The 21372-nt window shown below is 47.3% G+C and carries 20 protein-coding genes; 2 read left to right on the top strand and 18 right to left on the bottom strand.

Translation table 11 applies throughout. The features are described from left to right. Positions 1–8 precede the first annotated feature (8 nt). Together SPL68_RS10045 and SPL68_RS10040 are read right to left on the bottom strand one after the other, a co-directional pair. On the bottom strand, positions 9–422 hold the full coding sequence (locus tag SPL68_RS10045) for a hypothetical protein (protein ID WP_323815003.1): 414 nt from the start codon (positions 420–422) through the stop codon (positions 9–11). Next, positions 415–702, bottom strand: a complete 288-nt coding sequence (locus SPL68_RS10040; RefSeq protein WP_323815001.1) for a hypothetical protein — start codon at positions 700–702, stop codon at positions 415–417. Before SPL68_RS10040 ends, SPL68_RS10045 begins: the two co-directional genes overlap by 8 nt. A 164-nt stretch (positions 703–866) precedes the next feature. Between SPL68_RS10040 and SPL68_RS10035 the strand changes: the two genes are divergently transcribed. Continuing rightward, entirely contained in the window at positions 867–4124 is a 3258-nt protein-coding gene (locus SPL68_RS10035; protein ID WP_323815000.1) for a P-loop NTPase fold protein, read from the top strand. Between the two features lie 71 nt (positions 4125–4195). Here the strand turns inward: SPL68_RS10035 and SPL68_RS10030 are convergent, their stop codons facing one another. From SPL68_RS10030 to SPL68_RS09955, 16 genes are all read right to left on the bottom strand, one after another. Continuing rightward, on the bottom strand, positions 4196–4735 hold the full coding sequence (locus SPL68_RS10030) for an NADPH-dependent FMN reductase (protein WP_323814999.1): 540 nt from the start codon (positions 4733–4735) through the stop codon (positions 4196–4198). A 22-nt stretch (positions 4736–4757) separates the two neighbouring features. Then, positions 4758–4967, bottom strand: a complete 210-nt coding sequence (locus tag SPL68_RS10025) for a hypothetical protein (protein WP_323814998.1) — start codon at positions 4965–4967, stop codon at positions 4758–4760. A gap of 93 nt (positions 4968–5060) precedes the next feature. Next, a complete protein-coding gene (locus SPL68_RS10020) occupies positions 5061–5369 on the bottom strand; it encodes a DUF2853 family protein (RefSeq protein ID WP_323814997.1) in 309 nt (102 codons plus the stop codon). A 183-nt stretch (positions 5370–5552) separates the two neighbouring features. Continuing rightward, complete coding sequence (locus SPL68_RS10015) at positions 5553–6005, bottom strand: hypothetical protein (protein WP_323814996.1); 453 nt, start codon at positions 6003–6005, stop codon at positions 5553–5555. 19 nt (positions 6006–6024) lie between these two features. Beyond that, entirely contained in the window at positions 6025–6399 is a 375-nt protein-coding gene (locus SPL68_RS10010; RefSeq protein WP_323814995.1) for a transmembrane 220 family protein, read from the bottom strand. 23 nt (positions 6400–6422) lie between these two features. After that, the gene (locus SPL68_RS10005; protein ID WP_323814994.1) at positions 6423–7052 is read right to left on the bottom strand and encodes a sulfotransferase; all 630 of its coding nucleotides are present in this window, start codon (positions 7050–7052) and stop codon (positions 6423–6425) included. A gap of 104 nt (positions 7053–7156) precedes the next feature. After that, positions 7157–7666, bottom strand: a complete 510-nt coding sequence (locus SPL68_RS10000; RefSeq protein WP_323814993.1) for a hypothetical protein — start codon at positions 7664–7666, stop codon at positions 7157–7159. Between the two features lie 259 nt (positions 7667–7925). Next, a complete protein-coding gene (locus SPL68_RS09995; RefSeq protein WP_323814992.1) occupies positions 7926–8381 on the bottom strand; it encodes a hypothetical protein in 456 nt (151 codons plus the stop codon). Between the two features lie 86 nt (positions 8382–8467). Then, positions 8468–9172, bottom strand: a complete 705-nt coding sequence (locus SPL68_RS09990) for a hypothetical protein (protein WP_323814991.1) — start codon at positions 9170–9172, stop codon at positions 8468–8470. Positions 9173–9348: 176 nt separating this feature from the next. Continuing rightward, positions 9349–9759, bottom strand: a complete 411-nt coding sequence (hepT, locus tag SPL68_RS09985; protein WP_323814989.1) for a type VII toxin-antitoxin system HepT family RNase toxin — start codon at positions 9757–9759, stop codon at positions 9349–9351. After that, positions 9749–10168, bottom strand: coding sequence for a type VII toxin-antitoxin system MntA family adenylyltransferase antitoxin (gene mntA, locus SPL68_RS09980; RefSeq protein WP_323814987.1), 420 nt, complete (start codon positions 10166–10168; stop codon positions 9749–9751). Before mntA ends, hepT begins: the two co-directional genes overlap by 11 nt. A gap of 200 nt (positions 10169–10368) precedes the next feature. Then, positions 10369–10830: an REP-associated tyrosine transposase gene (locus SPL68_RS09975; RefSeq protein ID WP_323814986.1), complete on the bottom strand. Its 462-nt coding sequence runs from the start codon at positions 10828–10830 to the stop codon at positions 10369–10371. A gap of 833 nt (positions 10831–11663) precedes the next feature. Continuing rightward, a complete protein-coding gene (locus SPL68_RS09970; protein ID WP_323814985.1) occupies positions 11664–12560 on the bottom strand; it encodes a hypothetical protein in 897 nt (298 codons plus the stop codon). A gap of 125 nt (positions 12561–12685) precedes the next feature. Further along, entirely contained in the window at positions 12686–13990 is a 1305-nt protein-coding gene (locus tag SPL68_RS09965) for a ribonucleotide-diphosphate reductase subunit beta (protein ID WP_323814984.1), read from the bottom strand. A gap of 310 nt (positions 13991–14300) precedes the next feature. Further along, positions 14301–17240 carry a ribonucleoside-diphosphate reductase subunit alpha gene (locus SPL68_RS09960; RefSeq protein WP_323814983.1) on the bottom strand — a complete coding sequence of 980 codons (2940 nt, stop codon included), beginning with the start codon at positions 17238–17240 and terminating at the stop codon, positions 14301–14303. Between the two features lie 955 nt (positions 17241–18195). After that, positions 18196–20244 carry a PhoX family protein gene (locus SPL68_RS09955; protein WP_323814982.1) on the bottom strand — a complete coding sequence of 683 codons (2049 nt, stop codon included), beginning with the start codon at positions 20242–20244 and terminating at the stop codon, positions 18196–18198. Between the two features lie 219 nt (positions 20245–20463). Between SPL68_RS09955 and SPL68_RS09950 the strand changes: the two genes are divergently transcribed. After that, on the top strand, positions 20464–21354 hold the full coding sequence (locus SPL68_RS09950; protein WP_323814981.1) for an HDOD domain-containing protein: 891 nt from the start codon (positions 20464–20466) through the stop codon (positions 21352–21354). Positions 21355–21372: the final 18 nt, after the last annotated feature.

Below are 21372 nucleotides of genomic sequence, written 5' to 3'. Positions count from 1 at the left end.
GATTCTGCCTATAGTAAGGTGCTATCGGTTCGGCTGCTGGAGTGGAATATCGCGACCAGCGAATAACGGAAAAAGGCACTGCAACTGGCGAGATAATCGCTCAGCAGAAATTTAACCTGCTCGGTGGCGATGTCAGTTTGCTCGAAGTCTGCGCCCACACTAATCGGCGCATCCTGCTGTTTATTTGCATCCGTCACTACAACTTTCAGGCTATTGGTTTGCGGATTCCACTCAAACAATAAATAGAGTGAGTCGTCCTGAATATTGTCGTTTAGTAGATTGATAGCTTTGGCGGCGCAGGCTTCCAAGCCATCTTTTAACGCTAGCTGTGTTGCATTGGTAAGCGTGTAATGAGTGTCGTTCGCAAGTGGTTGGATTTGCCAGTCAGTGGTTGTCATAGCGATGGTTTTGATCTTAGGCATTGCACAGGTCTTCAAACGCATCCACAACGGATTCTTCATCAGCTTCGGATAATTCGGCCAAATCCATAATGCAAGGCTCGTTGATACCCAGAATTTCCTCAATATCTTCAAAGGGCAAGTTAGCGTCCAGTGCGTGTTTAACGTAATTTTTTACCGCAGCGTGAATGGCAGGTTCGTTGTCGCGTGCTGCTTTTAATTCGGCGACGGTCTGCTCAGTGAGCCATTGGATAAATGCAGTGCGGTCAGCTTCTGAGGTGTTAGTGCGGGCATCGTAATTCACTGGGGCTACCTGTGTTGGGGGAATGATGGCGCCATTGTAAAGGTTTTGCCGCTAGCAGACGAACCGAATAATGGCTATGCCAAGCTGGAGGGCATTATTCACGTTGTTTGGATTGTTGGGGTGGTGCTAGAGTGAACTTGGCACAAGTTGAAAGGACTACCACTATGCAAGTGAGTAAACGTTCTTCGCGGGCAATAAATCCCACGCGCTCCGGTTTGGCAAAAACGGGGTTGCCTCAAGGTATTGTTTTAGTTGCGGTATTGCTGTTATTTTTTGGCGCGACTTACGCTGCATTTACCCAATCCCCTCGCGCCAATCTATTTCAGCCTCCAACATTTACTGAGCGTTTTTTTTCCCCTTGGGAAAGTAATTCGCTCAAGCGTTTGCCGATTGTGATTGGCCATTTGAACGATGTATTCGTATTACCTGGCTCGCGCTTGGTTTGGGTGGTTGGCGATGGCGGCATGATTCTGCACAGTAAGGATGACGGGATTAGCTGGGTGCAGCAGGCATATCCTTCAGCGCAGCCAGCCGCAGCGGCCGCTGCCATGTCGGCGCCCCCGGGCTTGGAGGCGACGCGTTTTTCACTCTTTCCTGCCGCTGTGGCTGCGGCGGAAAAAGACCCCAAGGCGCAGTATCCCAACGCGCAATACCCCACGACAGAATATTCCACAGAACAGTACCAAACGGAGTCAGCGTTACCGCAAACATCGCCCGCACAAGCCCCAGTGCAACAATATCCAGAGCAGAAGGCGGTGGAAAACCCGTCGCCTGTGCAAACCGCTCCTGAATCCAATGCCAATAGGATGCCTCCCAAGGACGATATGCCGGCCGATTTGTATAGCGTTTTTTTTGAGGATGCCAAATCAGGGGTAATTCTCGCGCGTGATGGAACTGTGCTATCCACTTCTGATGGCGGTGAAAACTGGGATAATCAAATTGCCTCTGATGAATTGATCAGCAGAGCAGGGGAGCGAGCGAAACAACAAACGAATACGAATTACATTGATCAGCAACAACAACCCAATCTCACGCAAAATGCACTCGCACAGCTTGATGCTAGTCATTGGCTGCAAGTCGGTGATGATGGCTTGATGATTCGCTCCGATGATGCGGGTGAAACCTGGTACCCCATCAGCCGGGGTGTTTTCTCTTGGGCAGGCACTGCGCCTTTATCAAAGGAGGAGTTGCTGGCCGGTGCGGATAATATTGATGCGGTGCAATATCGAAAATTTCCAGCGCCCTGGTATTGGCTGGTGTGCTGTTTCATCATTTTTTATGGCATTTATTTTTTTACTCGCAAAGCCGAGCCCTTGCCACAGGAAGAGTCGATTGCCGATTTACTCGCATCGGATCGGCCACTGCGCCCAGGCGACCCTGATCCTCTTGGTTACAACTCAATTGCCTGTGGGCTTTCGCGGTTTATGCGTAACCCGAACACTGAGCCACCCTTAACACTCGCCATCACTGGAGCATGGGGGAGCGGTAAAAGTTCGCTGATGAATTTGCTGTATTACGATTTAAAAAAATTTGGTTTTACACCTGTGTGGTTTAACGCATGGCACCATCAAAAAGGCGAGCAACTACTCGCGTCGCTTTACGCAAATATTCGCAATCAGGCAGTTCCCGGTTTATTTAGTTTTTCGCAAATGATTCCGGTTGGCTTAATGTTCCGCATCAATTTACTGTTCCGGCGCGGCGTTAAACATTGGTTAATGACAGTAGTGCTGATTGGAGTATTTGCCGCAAGCGCTACCTATCTGGCGGCACATAGTTCAGCTTCAGCGGTGAACGTTAATAAAATTACCGAGGTGTTGGGTGCGCCGGGTTTTAGTTGGGAGACTTTATTGATTGCACTCTTTGGCAACGTGGCGCCACTGCTGGCATTGTTTCAAGCATTGCGGGCATTTGGGCTCAGTCCACTGAGTTTGATGACTACCCAGAATGACCGGCAAGCACAAGGGCGAGTAGACCCCAGCGCGCGCCAGCAATTTGCGCGTGAATTTAATGAGGTTGCAAAAAGTTTATCGCTTGGGCGAATGGTTATTTTTATCGATGACCTGGATCGCTGCAGCAAAGAAAATGTGGTGGATATTCTGGAGGCGATTAATTTTCTTTCTGTCTCTGGCGATTGCTACATAGTCTTGGGGATGGATGAAACCTGGGTAAAAATTTGTATCGATGAACACTTTAAAGAAATGTCTAAAGATAAATCGGACTTTTCAGAACAGTATTTGGAAAAAATGATCAACATCAAAGTGCCGGTGCCACAGTTATCGGAAACCGGCACCAGTAAACTGCTCGGCTGGGATTTACCCGACTCCGGCAGCAAAAGCGAATCTGCGATTGCACAACTATGGCGCGGCATGAAAAGCGCGCTCTATCCTTATCGTTATTTTATGTTGATGCTGGGTGTTGTGGTCTTGGGTGGCTGTTTTGGATTTTTAATCGATTCAGTATTTAAAGTTGAATCAAAGTCAGTATCCCCCGTTCAGACAATTGCAACCTGGGATAATATCGAGCTTAACAAGCTTTCTATGGGGGATGACAATCCACAATTCACCGTAAGCGTACGCTCGAATACTATGTCGAACGCTTCAGGAAACCTTGATGAATCCTGGCAGCTTTCGCTAAATGCAACCGAGGAGGATATTAAAAAAGGTATAGTGATTGGAAAATTGGGCGATGCAAAATCCAATGCTGTTTTGGTGCTAAAGGGAAAGTTGTCCACACCAAAACTGAGTGAAAATAGCGATGCAATCACGAAAGAAAACTCACCCTCTGGCGAAGCACTGTTTCGCACCGGCCAGCAAGATAATTTCTGGGGCGATTTCTGGTTGCCAGTGCTGGTGGGAATTTTGTTGGCAATTGGTGTGATTGCCTACAGCATGAAAATGCCAGAGCGCCGGCCAAAAGATTCGGTGGAATTTAAAGAGGCACTAAAAATATGGCAGCCCTGGATACTCTTGAATCGACAAACGCCACGCGCCATCAAACGTTATCTCAACCGAATACGTTACATGGCTATGCGTTATCGCACCGAGCCTGATATGGATTCCTCGAGTGTGAGCGATGGGTTCTTGCGCTTGTTTCGTAAGGCCGATACCAGTCAGCAGCTGGAGCAGGAAGGCGATGAGCACCTTGAGGCCAAGCTGGTAGCACTCAGTGCAATTCAGGCCGCAAATACCCCTTGGGCATTAAACGTGTTTGATATTGATGATATCCAGCAGCAGGATTTACAGGTACTGGTAACTGATAAGTTTGGAGAACAGGCCGGGAATTCCAATAGGGCAGTCAAGTTGGTGAATCAGTTGTGGGATGCCATCAATATGCACAGAGACCTATTTGGCGATACGATTGTAGTTGATGAAGAAAAGAAAAAAGATTTTGAAAAAATGCTAATCGATATGCAGGTGAAGTAAGTGGGTTAATTTGCCTTTTTCATACAACAGAATGGGATGTATGAAAAAGGCAAAAAACTACCGACTCGATATTATTTTTTCAATTGCGCTGCCCACTCAACTAACGCACTCAATTGTGCTTTGATATTTCCCTGAATTTTTTCATCGGTCAGGTTGCCATCACCATCAAATGTGCCTGCAAACGCATTAACAAAAACTTCAGGCTTATTGAGTGGATGTACATTCACATACACGCAAACCTGACGCAGATGATATTGCGATCGGGATGTTCCCATGCCGCCGCCAGCGCCCATAATTGCTGCAGCTTTGCCATTGAGTAAATGGTTATCTGGCTCACGTGAGGCCCAATCAATCGCATTCTTCAACGCGGGGGCGATGGAGTAATTGTATTCCGGGCAAGCAAAAATAAAGGCATCAGCCGCGCCAATTTGTGCCAGCAGCGTGGTAACTGCTGCCGGTTTTTCTGTGAGGTCGGCGTTATAAAAGGGGATCGCGGATAAATCAGCAATTGTGATGTTGCTGCCTTCAGGTGCATTGGCTTGTGCGTAGCGCAATAAACCCATGTTGGTAGATTTTTTGCGCAAGCTGCCGCAGATTGCCAGAATATTCATTATTTCTACTCCATTAAAGTGTTTAGTGTCTTTTTTTAACTTTACGGTTAATGGCTGGTTTTGCAGCCAAATCAGCCGTAATCATCAATTGAAAAGCGCCAAAAAAAATCGCCATCAAACCAATGAGTGCAGTAAATAAAAATGCACCGCCATCGATTGCAAAATACATCGCGAGTGTTAGAGCAACACCAAAGAGAATAAATCCCAAGCCTATTTTCTTTTGTAATTGCATAGCGGGATAACCTTTTTTATTAGAGTTGAAGTTTAATCCGGGGGGAGCTGGAAATGCACTCACTGCACTTGTGCAGTGAGTGAGAATTTACGCTTAGAGATCGTTTAGCTTATTTAATTGTTTGGCTACCAAATAATAAAAGGTAACGCGCGATTTATTGCGTTCGGCTTTCATGATATTGCAGACCGCATCAACCGCGGCGGTTGCAGCAGCGCCGCTCACACCAAGTTTTTTGCCGCACCACTTTTCTATTACACGATCCAGTTCTTCTTTATCGCTAGCGGCAACCAGAGAGGCATCGCGGCTCTGTAGCGCAATACCAAGGTGCTTAACAATTTTTTGAACCACAGCATCATCAGCGGAGGCGTCATATTTTTTTACATCAGCTAAATAATCGCTCATCACATTTTCCTTTTCGGGGATGGATAGGGTATTTAAAAATGCCTGCTCGAGAAATAGGCTAAGTAAAGATAGACTATTTTGACGCTAATAAGTCCTGCCAAACCGAAATAAGAGCATTGCTGTTTATGGTTTTGAGTAATTTGAGCCGATTGTGGATTGCCCTGGAAAACACCCGAGCACGATTTATTGTGTTTTCTCTGGTTTGAGTGCGATAAAACCTGCAGCGGGGCGAGTTTCTTTATAGTCGCCATGATACATATCGAGGTAAACGCTATGGCTAACAGCGCCTTGGTTGGTATCGCAAATCACTTCATATAAATCAATGATATTCCCGAACGGGCCAATTCCTGCACTTCCCGATCGCTGAAATGCAGAAACTTGTTCATTGTTATCACACACCAAGCGTGACAGATAAATACGCTGCCCCATAGGTCCATCAACACGAACGGGGTTTTCTGCTGAACCTAAAGGATGTTGAGCCAGAGTTTTCTCATCTACCTCAATATTTTCACCAAAAAGTGCTGCTAATGAATAAGCCACATCATCATCTGCTTGTGCTGCAGGTTCTGGTGTAGTGGTGCAGGCAGTAACCAGCAGTGCAATACTCGCAAGCAAACACGTTTTGATAAATTTCATTTAGGTTTCCTTGATTTTTTTATTTTCGATAGTGGGTGAGCAGGCGACTAATAACAACAAGAACCAATGCGATAAAAGCACCTAAAAATTCTCGCGCTTCTTCGATGTAAGGTTTATCAGGGTTCATGCTTTGCATCAGCGGTTCGGTGTTGCGATGCAAATAATAATTATAAGCACCCTCTGCATACAGCCCCAGTGTAATACCGCACACAGCCAGCGCAATCCAAAATACAGCCTTGATGGGGCGATTAAATAATGCAAGCGCAGGCACAGCGGCGCAGATTAAATAAAACAAAATCCAACTGGCCGGGTCGGGGTCATTAATTTGTAGCGCAGCAAAAGCGAGCATGCACAGTGCAAATAAAAATTGAATGGTGTTTATGGCGTATTTCATGGTTGCTCTCTTTTTTGCAATTATTAAGCGTAATCAAAAAACTTGCGGCGCTCTGCTCCAGCGCTATTTGAATTTATTTTATTGGGATGTTTGCATTCCTTCCAACTATCTACCCGTTTGCCCACATTCAAGTGCGGGAAGTCGCCAGCAGTGCTGCTATCGATACCTAAAAAATCCAACAATTGTTTCAAACTACCTGACTGACTAATATCGATTGCTAAAAAATCATCGCGCTGGGCGAAATAGCTAAATACGGCTTGTTGATGAGTGCGATAACAATTTTCCAGATGCTCTTGAGTAAGTGGGTTTTCACAATCGAAAGGCGCAAAGATTTTATTGATACAGCGTTTCAGTACCGGATTGAGATAGCCGGATTTTGGTGTTAACTCCGGCAGCATTTTATTCATCAGCATTTGCATGGATGGCACCCATGCGCTCAATGCACGATCAAGATAAACAAATTTTGAATTGGGGAAGAGCGCATCCAGCTCTCTGTAGTCGGCAAAGCAGGGGGCATCGGATATTACATCTGCCAGTTCAAACGCACGTTTGGTGTAGGCCGTGTGAGCAACTTTAAAATCGTAATCCAGGAGCGCAACACTGATACTGGTAGTACCAGTGCGCGGTAGGCCGATAATAAACAGTTTGTTCATTGTGTTCATGGAGTCGTTATCATCGAGCCGTCAGGTAAAAAATTAAACAGATAAAATTAGAGTTGAGCGATATTTAATAATCGCCCAGCCTGATGATCATCTGATTAGTGATCACCTAAAAGTGCGTTATCGTTAGGTGCTTTCAGCCATTCGGCGATATCTTTACCCATAGCTTTAACTGTGCGGCCTAAAACAGAACAAGAACCTTTGTAGTTAGCAAAAGCACCACCCATTGATATACGGCGGGCTTCAAAGGATGCAATTTTTTTACCGCTTTCAAACAGTGTTCCCTGAGCGGTAGTGAATTTATGGTGCCCCATAAATGCATTGCCCATGCTAACTGCATCAGTGATTTCCAGCTGCAGTACACGGCCTTGTTGGGCAGTATTTAAACTTTCGGTTAATTGCACCGCTACACCATTTTTCTTGCCGAACTCTTGCGTGAATTCCGCTAACTGTGATCCGAGCTTGGTGCATTCAGTACGAATGTTTTGGGCAACTTTTGCATCGGCAGCGTAGGGAATTACGGCCTGCATAGTCACTGGGTCGGCGCTGCTAAAGCCACTAGTGGATGCAGCTAAAATAAATAACGCGATTTTTGTTCTTTTTAACATCGTGCAAATCCTTGTTTCAGGTTGAAAGTTATTGAATTCACTTATTGTGTTACGTGTGTATGAGCCTTAAGGCTGGCGCCAATATACACCATTAATACTGAATTGCTATTTGTGAATTTAAATAGCTCAGTAGCGGGGCTCGCCAATAAACTCATCGTATTCTCTAAGTTCATCTATGAGTTTTCCATCGCAATAATACCCATTCTGATCATTTCACCAGAAGATGAATAAAAGAGTCTGCGGGGTGCATTTTATTGGCTTATTCGTGATTACATTTTTTGCTTACGGTAAAGGTATTGCCTGAGGTAAAACTTTTGTAGGTGAAGCTATCAGACGTAAGATTTTTTACCCTAAATGCATCGTAGAGTGTTGGTGTGTTTGTGTCGGCGGGAAAACTGCTACCCTCATCGATAAAGCCTCGTACAGCAGTAAAGTAAATAGGGTATCGAATACCCCATATTCCGTACTCGCCCCAAGTTTCTGTGGTTTTGTCTTTTTTCGTTAGAGAAAATTTAATGGCATAAGTCCCATCGGCCTTGCGGTTAACCATCCATCTTTGGTAGTCACCATCGGCCAAGTGTTTTGACCCACACCACTTACCAATAAGCATTTCACGCATTTCTGCTGTTTTTTCTTTATTGGCTGCTACTGAGACTTCATCCGCAAGGCTCGCTGTGCTTGTGATTAGCAAGGTTAATAAAAATAGATATTTCATTATTTTTTAGTCTTAAACGGCGTTATACCGATGTTGATATTTGATTTTATGTCTTGGGCATTGCTGCTCAATCTAGGTGCTAACAATCAGTTTTGTTTGCACAGCAATTGGGTGCGGTAGGGAATATAGATAACCAGTTCGATAATCCCGCTGCGCTGCCATTTAACACGGTTGGAAATTCCGTCCAGCTCAATATCGCAAGCTTGACCAATGGCTTGGCGCAGTTTGGTGTTTTCTTCGGAGATTTTTTGAATGACTTCGTAGCGGTACTTTTCTGGATTGACAATGCTCAGGTCGATATCGCCATTCATATCAATTTCGGTGCGGCCGACTTTTTTGGCGGACTTAATAAATTTTTCCAGCGCCTCCTCTTGCTCGGCGGCGGGCTTTTGCGGATTGACTTTTTGTTTGACCGAGAAATACAAATAACTCGTATCAGCACGCGAACTGTCTTTGCGGAACTCCAGTGATTTATTTTTAGGATCGAGAGGGCGCAGGAACTCATCGCCATACGCCAGTTGCAAATTACCTTGTTTGGCAGCAGAGATTGCCAACGCCCCCAACGTTTCGCGGATTTCCTGCTCGCGCATTTTCTGGTCGCGGGTGTCGTTAATGATTTTGACATTCTGCACCAAAAAATCGCCTTGTTTTTTCAGTGTAACTGCCGGCATTTCATAATATTCATCCGAATCCATAAGGCCGGTTACGATGACTTCTTCAAGCAAATCGTCTTGCGCCTGTGCGAATGCGCAGGTTAATACCAAGGTGGAAGTGATTATTTTTTTAAGCATGATTAATCCTTATGTTTGCGTTATTTCAAAAATATCTTGATCCTGCTGGCCCCCACCATGTCAAGGTGGTGCTCTAGCGTAAGTTGACGGTGAGAGACGAACCCCAACATGACTATGTATCCGCAACCACCAAAACCAAAATCCTAGCCCCGGTGGTTGGTTTTTTGATTTATAAATTATTTTTGTTGCAAAAGCTGTTTTGAAAACTGAACAAAATCATCCAAATGATTGGTGATGATGTTTTCCACTATAGGTAGCAAGAGCGCTTGATAATCGTGAACGGCAATGTTGCGGAAGCCGACCATGCGTTTCATAGTCTCTGCGATATTGGCGTCGATCCAATTGGCTTGGGCTAGTAGGGTAAATACATCGCGAGAACTTTGCGGGACGCCAAGGCGTTCTACGCGTATCAAATGTTGTCCCACATCCAGTGCAGCTTCGCAAGCGCGTTGAATATTTAGAATGGCGGCATCTTGGCGGCTATAGTCTGTGGCGAAATTAACTCCCGCTTTGGTGTATTCCTCGCGGACTCGTTTAATACAGCGTTCAATGGTTGCGGCTTTATTGATTAGTACATCATCGACCATATATAGCACCGTCTTCCCGAATTTCATTTAATAGTTGTGCGCGCGCTTCATCCAGCGAAGTTTTTTCACTTAATACAAAAGCCTCGAATAACCCTGCCTGAACATCCTTCGCCCACAAGCGGCGACCGGTGGTGATGACCTGATATTGCATCACCGTGGATGCGGCGCGCAGGTCGAGCAAGTCTACCTCGTAACCGAGTTTATCGGCTAACTGGTTGGCCAATTCAAAGAGCTGTAATGGTTCGGCATAGCCTGCAACCAAAATCGCCAAGTCCAAGTCGCTCTGCGCGTTGGCTGTGCCTTGTATGCGGCTACCAAAGGCGTAAATACCGAGCGCATTGGCAAAGGTGTTTTGCAGTTCGGTGCAAATTAGAGATTCGGCTTGAGGTGTTAAAGAATAATCGCTCATAAAAACTCCAAAATATTCCAACACCTTAAACCAAATTTGATGAAACGGGTAGGTTGGTGGTGAGCTTGCGAACCCCAACATGACAATGTATCCGCAACCACCAAAACCAAAATCAGTGCACCGTTAATTGGTTATTCGTAATCACAGAACAATGTGCCATTTGTAATTAAGAATGTTGGGGTTCGTTCCTCACCACCAACCTACGCGAACTGGTGGATGCTTGAATATGGCCAGTCTTGCGCGTTGCTTACGTAACCGTGTTTTACGGGGTTATTGTGTATGTATTCAATGTGGTTGTAAAAATCCCGTTCGTCGCGAATGGTATGTTCCCAAAAACGGCGTTGCCAGATTCCGCGTTCTCCCTTTTTTAGTCGAGTGGTTTTTATTAATTCGTCTTTTTCAATGCGGCGGGAGAAGTTGGCTTTGATTAATGACCAACGCATGGAGTAATCACAATCATTGTGCGGTAATGTCCACAAGCAATGCAGGTGATCCGGCATCACCACCATCGCGTTTATCTCGAATGGATGATTTTGTTTTACCGTTTTAACCGCCGCACGTAAACAATCAATTTCTCGTACCAACAAATCGCTCTTGCGATCCGCCAATGCCAAGGTGAAAAAATAACAACCACCCTCAACATAAACCCGCCGATATTGCATAACCACTCCTTGTCATTAATCCATTCCCCAATTTCAAACCAACCTGCACCATCCAATGTTGGGGGTTCGCTCCGCTCACCGCCAACCTACGAAGCACCCTGTAGGTTGGCGGTGAGGAACGAACCCCAACATGACCATGCATCCGCAACGACCAAAACCAAAATCCGTGCACCGTTAATTGGTTTTTCGTATTCCCAAAACAATGTGCCGTTTGCGATCACGAATGTTGGGGTTCGCAAGCTCACCACCAACCTACATTTCGCGCGTAATTTAATTCAGGGCACTCCGTAGGTTGGTGGTGAGGAACGAACCCCAACATGACCATGCATCCGCAAGCACCAAAACCAAAATCCGTGCACCGTTAATTGGTTTTTCGTATTCCCAAAACAATGTGCCGTTTGCGATTGCGATGTTGGGGTTCGCAAGCTCACCGCCAACCTACATTTCGCGCGTAATTTAATTCAAGGCACTCCGTAGGTTGGCGGTGAGGAACGAACCCCAACATGACCATGCATCCGCAACCACCAACACCAAAATCTGTGCACCGTTAATTGGTTTTTCGTATTCCCAAAACAATGTGCCATTTGCGATTGCGAATGTTGGGGTTCGCAAGCTCACCACCAACCTACATTTCGCGCGTAATTCAATTCAGGGTGCCCCGTAGGTTGGCGGTGAGGAACGAACCCCAACATGTCCATGTATCCGCAACCACAAAAACCAAAATCCGTGTACCGTTAATTGGTTTTTCGTATTCCCAAAACAATGTGCCGTTTGCGATTGCGATGTTGGGGTTCGCAAGCTCACTACCAACCTACATAAGCCCGACCTACGTGCTAATTATATTCTATGGATTTTAGGGTTTTAATTATGTCTTTTGTGAATTTTAAGTCTTCATCTTCGCTAGTGTCACTTGAGATAAACTCAATAAAAGTATCTATCTCGTTGGCGAAGTTTTGGCTCAGTGTAAAAGTTCCTTTTTTCCTATCGGTTATTCTAACTAGATCTAGTGCCGCTAGTATTTGCCATACACCAAGAAACATGCCTGCCTGATTCTGAATGAGTAATTCTGTTGTGTCTGAAGCTTCGACATGATTATGGATTACTGCGGTCGTTATTTTTTCAAAGGTCTCATTTAGTGTTAGTTTGTTTTTTTCGCCGTAATATAGTGATAAAGACATGAATTGCGTTCCGTTGTATCCATTGGTTAGTATTTTTTCATGTATTTCATTAGTGTTTTCGGGTTTTTCTGTATTTAATTTTTGCATTAATTCGGAGTTGAACAGAGTTGAAAGCTTTTCGTAGTCGGGACTGGTTATATTTTTTGATAAGTTTTCAACTTGAGAGCTTATTTTAGATTGGTGCTCTATTGATGTATCAAGTTTTTGGCTTACGTTATTTAGATGTTCGAGGGAGTCTACTAGAATTTTTTTACTGCTGTCTATCTGGCCAACGATAGACATTAATTTATCAACTTGATTGCTAATGTTTGATGACGCACTTTGCTGGGATATGGTTTGTACAAAGGAATATACAATTGCGATTGTGGCCAAAATTATCGATATTATGGTTCCTGCGAAAGATATATAGTTCAGAACGTTGTTATCACTTGAGTAAATTAATGCCCCGACCTGCACTATGAACTGTATCAATATAATAATTGCTATGGTAAAGAGCCATTCTCTTGTTTTCATTTTTTTCATTCTCAATAAAAAACCGCCATTCAGCCCCACCAGAAAACTCTCTGACAAAACTCAATAGCGGTTCAGGTTTATTCACTCCGGAATATGTAATCCGTTCGTAATGGTTTGTTGGGCATCGCTGCGCTCAGCACCAACCTACGCTTGAATTAAAAAAATCAATCCCAGCTCAACGCCCCACCTGTTTGATACTCGATTACGCGAGTTTCAAAGAAGTTCTTCTCTTTACGCAAATCCATAATCTCACTCATCCATGGGAACGGGTTTTGTGCGCCCGGGAATTGTTCTTTCAATCCCAATTGTGAGCAGCGGCGGTTGGCGATGAAGTGGAGGTATTCTTCCATTGTTGCTGCGTTCATGCCGAGTACGCCGCGTGGCATTGAGTCGCGGGCGTATTGGATTTCCAACTCGGTGCCTTGCAGAATCATTTGCAACACTTCTTGTTGGAATTCGGGAGTCCACAAGTGTGGGTTTTCCAGTTTGATTTGGTTGATTACATCGATACCAAAATTCAAATGCATGGATTCATCGCGCAGGATGTATTGGAACTGTTCGGCAACACCGGTCATTTTGTTGCGGCGACCCATGCTGAGGATTTGGCTGAATCCGCAGTAGAAGAAAATACCTTCAGTCACTACATAGAATGCAACGAGGTTGCGCAGCAATTCCTGATCAGTTTCTGGTGTGCCGGTTTGGAAGGTTGGATCACCCAAAGTTTGGGTGTGCTTCAAGCTCCACGCGGCTTTGTTCGCAACGCTTGGTAATTCGCGGTACATGTTGAAGATTTCACCTTCATCCATACCCAGCGATTCAATGCAGTATTGATAGGCGTGAGTGTGGATCGCTTCTTCAAATGATTGACGCAAAATGTATTGGCGGCACTCAGGGTTGGTGATCAAACGATAAATCGCGAGCACCAGATTATTTGCAACGAGTGAGTCAGCAGTTGAGAAGTAACCGAGACTGCGCATAACGATGCGGCGCTCGTCATCGGTCAGGCCGTCTTTGCTTTTCCAGAGCGCGATGTCAGCGGTCATGTTGACTTCTTGTGGCATCCAGTGGTTTGAACAGCCATCAAGATATTTTTGCCATGCCCAGTCGTATTTGAAGGGTACTAATTGGTTCAGATCCGCGCGGCAGTTGATCATGCGTTTTTCATCAACTTGAATACGGGCAGCGCCCATTTCCAATTCTTCTAAACCGGGTGCTGGGTCAAGTGCAGCCAATGCTTCGCGCGCTTTGGCAAGTTCAGGGCTGATGCCAGTTTCTTTTGCCGACGCAGCAAAAGTAGCGTTCGCTGGCGCTGCTGGTGCAGATACTTGTGGTGCAGCGGCTTGCGCTTGGGCAGCTTGTGCTGGCTGTGCTTGTGGTGCAGCTGGTTTATTTAAATTGGCTGCAATCGCGTCTTGGCGTGCGGTTTCTTTTGCTGCTTCTTCGGTATCGAAATCATCCCAACTTAGCATGGTGTTCCTCTTTAAAAGTCTGTGTGCGTGTATCGCGTAGTTTGAGTGTCGGTTGCGATTGTCACTTTGATCTAATTCGGTTTTTATGGATTCTTTTGCTTAATCATTTTTGCGTTCTTTTTTAACGCAAAGAGCAAAAGCTAATCCCTCCTAACCTCCCTTTTTCAAAGGGAGGGACTGGACTCCCCTTTGTTAGCGAGGGTTTTTAATCCCTCCCAACCTCCCTTTTTCAAAGGAAGGAGCTTTCACTCTCCTTTGAATGGCAGGGTTCCAGTTCCCCCTTTGAAAAAGGGGGCTAGGGGGATTCAAATTATTGGCAAGCCTCACAATCTGGATTATCAATCGAGCACGCCAACGGTACTGGCGCTGCTTGTGCGAAGCTCGCTTCTTCTACTTCTGATACCGCTGGTTTTGCCGCTGCGGGTGCAGCTTGCAAACCAGCTGAACCGCCAGCCGATACGGCGTTTAATGAGCCGGTATTGATGGTGGATTTTTCAGTGGTGGTTGCTGCCAAGGCGCGCAGGTAGTAAGTGGTTTTCAAACCGCTGAACCATGCCATGCGGTAGGTGATGTCCAACTTCTTGCCGTTTGCGCCAGCGATGTAGAGGTTCAAACTTTGTGCTTGGTCGATCCACTTTTGACGGCGGCTTGCTGCTTCAACAATCCAGCGCGGTTCTACTTCAAATGCGGTGGAGTAGATGGCTTTCAAATCGGCAGGGATGCGATCAATTTTTTGCAGTGAACCTTCGTAGTATTTCAAATCGTTAACCATTACCGCATCCCACAGGCCACGTGCTTTTAAGTCGTGTACCAAGTGCGGATTTACTACGGTGAATTCGCCAGACAGGTTGGATTTCACGTAGAGGTTTTGGTAAGTCGGTTCAATCGACTGAGTTACGCCAGTGATGTTGGAAATGGTTGCGGTTGGTGCAATCGCCATCACGTTGGAGTTACGCATACCTTGAGCTTTTACTTGTGCGCGCAGAGTTGCCCAGTCGAAGGTTTGGCTGCGATCCACTTTGATGTAATTCTCACCGCGGTTTTGTACCAACAGTTCGATAGAGTCGATTGGCAGTACACCTTTGCTCCACAGTGAGCCTTCAAAGGTTGAATACTTGCCGCGCTCAGCTGCCAAGTCGCTAGACGCTTTGATCGCGTAGTAGCTCACCGCTTCCATTGAGGTATCAGCAAAGTTAACGGCTTCTTGCGAGCTGTAGGCGATGCGTTGTTCGTAGAGTGCATCCTGGAAGCCCATGATGCCCAAACCGATTGGACGGTGACGCAGGTTGGACTGTTTTGAAGTCGCAACGGCGTAGTAGTTAATGTCGATTACGTTATCCAACATGCGGATAGCGGTTTTCACCGTGCGCTCAAGTTTGGCTTGGTCGAGTTTGCCATCAACAATGTGTTGCGCGAGGTTGATAGAACCGAGGTTACATACGGCAATTTCATCGTTCGCTTTGGTGTTGAGGGTGATCTCGGTACACAGGTTGGACGAGTGAACCACACCGGCGTGTTGTTGCGGGCTGCGCAGGTTGCATGGGTCTTTGAAGGTGATCCAAGGGTGGCCAGTTTCAAACAGCATGCCCAGCATTTTGCGCCACAGGTCGAGTGCGCGCACAGTTTTGAATACTTTGATTTGACCGGCAGCCGCTAATTGCTCGTAGTGGGCGTAGCGCTCTTCAAAGGCTTTGCCGTACAGGTCGTGCAGATCAGGTACATCGTTTGGAGAGAACAGGGTCCACTCTTTATCGTCAAACACGCGCTTCATAAACAGGTCTGGTACCCAGTTAGCGGTGTTCATATCGTGGGTGCGGCGACGGTCATCACCGGTGTTTTTACGCAGCTCAAGGAATTCCTCGACATCCATATGCCAAGTTTCCAAGTATGCACACACAGCGCCTTTGCGCTTGCCGCCTTGGTTTACTGCTACAGCGGTGTCGTTCGCCACTTTCAGGAAGGGAACAACGCCTTGTGATTTGCCGTTGGTGCCTTTGATGTAAGCGCCCAGAGCGCGTACTGGCGTCCAGTCGTTACCCAAGCCGCCTGCGAATTTGCTGAGCATGGCGTTGTCTTGCATGGCGCCGTAAATACCGTGCAGATCGTCCGGTACGGTGGTCAGGTAGCAAGAGGACAGCTGCGGGCGCAGGGTGCCGGAGTTGAACAGGGTTGGGGTAGAGCTCATGTAATCGAACGAAGAGAGCAGGCGATAGAACTCAATCGCGCGGTCTTCTTTATTGGTTTCCTGTACAGCCAAGCCCATAGCAACACGCATAAAGAAAATTTGCGGCAATTCGATGCGGGTATCGTTGCTGTGGATGAAGTAGCGGTCGTACAGGGTTTGCAAACCGAGGTAGGTAAATTGCAGGTCGCGCTCGGCGATCAAGGCTTTGCCCAATTTTTCCAGATCGAAATCCAGCAGCTCGGGCGATACCAACTCCAGCTCAACACCTTTTTGGATGTAGAGCGGCAGGGTTTGCGCATACAGGGTTTCCATATCCGCTTGGGTGGCAGAAGTGGCAACGCCGAAGAAGCTCAGAGCTTCGGCACGCAGTTTGTCCATCAACAAACGGGCGGTTACGAAGGAGTAGTTAGGCTCTTTTTCTACCAGCGTACGGGCAGTGATCACCAGTGAGGTGTTTACGTCTTTTTCGGCAACGCCATCGTAGAGGTTGCGCATAGCTTCATCGAGAATCGCTTTCTCTTCTACACCAGCCAAACCGGCACAGGCTTCGTGCACGATGGTGCGCATACGAGCGATATTGAGTGGTGCGCGAGTGCCATCGGTCAATACCACGTTCAGTGGTGCGTAATCCGGATCTGGCTCTTGGGCGACAGGTTGTTTCTGGGCGCGCATACGGGCGTGCTCTTCGCGGTAGAGAACGTAATCGCGTGCGACTTTTTGCTCGCCAGAGCGCATCAGAATCAGCTCAACCTGATCTTGGATCTCTTCGATATGAATAGTGCCGCCAGACGGCATACGGCGCTTGAAAGTCGCCGTGATTTGTTGGGTCAGGCTATCAACCATCTCGCGCACGCGCGTAGAAGCTGCTGCTTTGCCGCCTTCTACCGCCAAAAAGGCTTTGGTCATGGCGATGGCGATTTTACTGGCATCGAAAGGAACCACCGTTCCGTTGCGCTTGATAACGCGCAATTGCCCCGGCGCTGTTGCCGTGAGGCTCGACGAGCCGCCGTGGATGTCTTGTTGGATGTTGGACTTGCCGGTGGTTTGCTCAATGTCAGTTTGCATAGACGTCTCCTGCGTGAGGTCATTCCTGGTTGAAGTTTGATTCTTTGTCGTAAACAGCGTTGGTAGCTACTTTCTAATACGGGTCTTTCGATACAAGGCTTTCGATATCAGTCTTTCGATAGGTCTTGGTACTGCGAGTACAGCTTTGCGCTTGCGATATTGCCGACCCTTCGTTGCCATCCTTATATAACAGCCTCAAGAGTCTGTTGGGTGGCGCGTCAATTATTAAAATCAGGGTTTTGAACACCGTTTTGCTCTGACGGCATTACCACTATATATAGTGGCTGCCATCTAACCGGCTGTGCCCATACTACTGATGCTGCCCGAGTGTGCTGAAGTCTTGGGCTAGCCATTAATAACAGGCTGTTTTGTGGCAGTTTCTGTAATTAATGTTCAATTGGGTCGAAAAAATGCTTGACGATAACCCTGTTGATGGTTAGGGCGCACTTGGGTGTTTGGCGCCGACAACACCTATATCTAGGGGTAAATCGCGAATGTGCTACAAGATAATGCGGTTAGGGGTTTTATGCAAGCTTGAAAACCTGTGGATAAGGTGTGGGTTATGCGGGGACAAACTGGGGGAAAGCGAAGCAAGTCTGGCGGGGTTCCGTGAAACCCCTGTGATCTCTCATTACCGTTTAAAAATGACTGTTGAATGCACGCCTTAGACTTTTTTGGCATGTATATTTGAAATAGTTATGACTATATATAGTGGTTGCCGAATTCATCGGCAAGCTGGGCTTTTTTGGAACAGGATGGTGCATTTCGCAGCCAATAAAGCAACCAATAAAAAAGGGGCCTGAGCCCCTTCTGATCGCGCTACTTCCCTGTGACCTCCTTGCCGCTGCGCTTCCTTACATTTCACGATTTCATCTTGCGCCCGTTAGATGACGATCTGATGACGTTTTTATTGGTTGTTGTTATCAGTAACTTTCTCTTAAGAATAATGAGAGCTTTAAGAGCCGATCAGGCCGCCATCATCTTTGGTGACAATAACGGTTGATGAGCGTGGACGGGCGCCGTTGCCTTCAGGCCAGTTACTGGTAAAGCTGGATGGGGTAGAGCGGTCGCCCGGGTGTTGGATGTTGACAAACATGGTTTTCAAATCCGGCGTCAGGGTTACACCTGTGACTTCGGCGTCCACCGGGCCAACAAAGAAGCGCTTCACTTGTTTGGTGGCAGGGTCTGCCGCCAGCATTTGGTTGTTGCCGTAAGGGCCAGTACCTTGTTGTGAGCCGCTCATGTCGGTTTGAATCCAGACAATGCCGCGGCTATCAACTAACAGGCCATCGGGGCTGGCGAAGTGGTTTTCTTCAGTCAGGGTGACAGCGGCATCGCCCGTCCCAGTAGTGGTGCCTACATCGCCACCCAGCAGGAAAATATCCCACTTAAAGGTGCTGGCGCCTGCGTCTTCTTTCCAGCGAATGATATGACCGGTCGCGTTATTAGCGCGTGGGTTTGCGGCGTCAATTTGTGCTTCGGTGCGGCTGGTGTTGTTGGTCAGAGTGAAATACACCTCGCCATTGGTTGGGTGCACTGCGCCCCACTCAGGGCGATCCATTTTTGTGGCGCCCATGATGTCTGCCGCCAAACGGGTGTTGATCAGCAGGTCTGCCTGATTGGCAAAGTTCACACCCGCCAAAGCGGCGTTGGCGATTAAAGTTGGATTGCTCACATCCAATGCCAGCCATTCGCCAGAGCCATCGGCATTGAATTTAGCGACATACAATGTGCCCGTGTTAAGCAAATAGCCGCCGGCAGTTGCTTTGTGGAAAGACTCCGCAGAGACAAACTTGTAGATGTATTCGTTTTGCGAGTCATCACCCGAGTAGCAAACCACTGGTTCACCTTCTACCGCTGGCGCGAAGATGACACCTTCATGACCAAAGCGACCGAGTGCGGTGCGTTTCTGTGGGCGACCTTCCGGGTCGAACGGATCGATTTCGACCATCCAGCCAAAGGTGTTTGGCTCGTTGCGATAGTCTTCTGCCGCGCTGGCGCCGATAGTTGAGGCGTCAAAGCGGACATACTCATCGGCAGCTGAATCAGCCACTTCCCAGTAGTAGCGACCATTTTTGCTCGGCACACCATAGCGTTTGTGTTCGCGCGGTTGGGAGGTATCTTTGTTTACAAAATAACCGGCCCAGTTTTCTTCGGCGGTCAGGTAGGTATTCCAGGGAGTTGCGCCCATGCCGCAGTTGTTCAGGGTGCCGCGTGTAGCTGTGCCATTTGGGCTGTATTTGGTGGCGAGCATGGCTGAGCCAGAGGCTGGGCCGCGGATGTCCATAGGGGTCGAAGCAGTAATACGACGGTTAAATGGGCTGCCATTTACCACTTCCCAAGCGCTGCCGTTTTTGCGGATGTGGATAACACTCACGCCGTGCGCGGCAATTTCTTTGCGCACTTCATCGGCTGGGCGAGTTGCGCCCAGAGTTTGGCCGTTAGTGTGAATTAATGATGGGTCGATATATTCGTGGTTCATCACCAGCAGACCTTCGCTGGAGTTGGTGCCCTCGGTTTTGGCATCCATTGCAAAGAAGTGAACGCCATCGTGATGCGCGCCAACTTGTTGTTCTTGATCGGCGCCGCTGTTGCTTGCATCGCCTTTATACGTAGGCATGGAACCCGTTAATGGCGTGCCCCAAGGAACAAATGCGACCGATGAATAGCCCGCAGGAACGGTGATGGCATCGTTACGGTTGGCGGCGATGGCGGTAAACCCTAACAGTGGAGCAGCAGATGAGGATGAGGCGCTGCTGGATGAATCACTGCTGCTGGAGGAGCTGCTAGATGAACTGCTTGAAGAGGAGTTGTTATTGTCATCATCGTCGCCACCACAAGCAACCAGAGTGGTGCCCATAATGGCAGCAACGGCAGTGCTCAAACTGCCTTTTAAAAATTGGCGACGTTGAGTCAGAATTTCAGAAAAATGGGTGTTGTTAGAGTGGTTCGACAGCGGCTCTATACCCGAGTTGTCGATTTCATAAGCGTTATGGTCGGTCATCGGTTGCATCCTTTAATTTTGATTAGAGATAAAACGAACCGGATGATTAGAACGACGATTTGTGTCAGAAAGACGACATTTTGTTGAAGATTTGGTAACAGCCGGATACAAAACCCGAACGATGTTTGAGCATGAATGCGAGGTGATTTCCGTGTTTGTTGTCACTGCGCTAATTACCGCGACAAGCAAATCTGCTAATCTTGCCCAAAAATAGTATTAATGAAGAATGAAAGAGATATGGATTCCAGCGTGACCTCAGCACAATCAGATTATGCAGTTTATCGCCGCGTGATAGGCGATCTCCTAAACGGCCAAGAACAATTGCCGAGCCTGCCCTCTATTACGTTTGAAATTCGCAAGGCCATGGGGCAGCAGGATTTATCCATGATGGATTTGAGCAAGCTGCTCGCGAAAGATCCGGCCCTGTCTGCGGTATTGATCAAATATGCATCCAGCCCTTTAGTGGGCAGCCAAACGCCACCGCAAAACCTGCTCGATGTGATTCGCCTGTTGGGGATGAATCAGGTGGAGCGCATTACCATGGTGCACTCGGTTAAAAGTTTATTTTCCGTACACTCGGTTAAGCACAAGCGTCTATTTATGGAGGCTTGGCGGCGCTTGGCATTAAAGGCCAGCGTCAGTACGTTTATTGCCAAGCATCTGCACTTTAAAAATGTCCTGCCCGACAACGTGCTTATGGCAGCGCTGCTCAGTGAAGTGGGCACCTTGGCGGTGTTATCGGCCTTTAAAAACTCTGATCAAACCCCCGATGTTCCCGCATACGTCACGCTCTGCCGCGAATACGCAAAATCCTTGGGAGTGATTACCCTCAAGCAGTGGCAGGTCGATGAGCAGTACGTAAAAGTGATGCAGCAAATTGGCAACTGGAAAGGTGAAAACCCCGGAGCGCCAAACCTTGTGGATTTGATTAATCTGGGCTTGTATCACTCGCTAAAACTCAGCAATTCCAAAACCGATTTGCCACCGATTCAAGAATTAACCGCATTTCAAAAACTGGAAGCGCCAGACAATTCGGTCGTAGCAGGTGGGCTTACTTTTGTGATGACCAGCGTGCAAGAAATTAAAATGGTCGCCAAGAGTTTGTTTTAGCAAACGCTTGGCTTTCCT

This window comes from Cellvibrio chitinivorans (assembly GCF_035117775.1).
In the GTDB taxonomy this organism is placed as follows: domain Bacteria; phylum Pseudomonadota; class Gammaproteobacteria; order Pseudomonadales; family Cellvibrionaceae; genus Cellvibrio; species Cellvibrio chitinivorans.
This window is presented reverse-complemented; position numbering and strand designations above follow the sequence as displayed.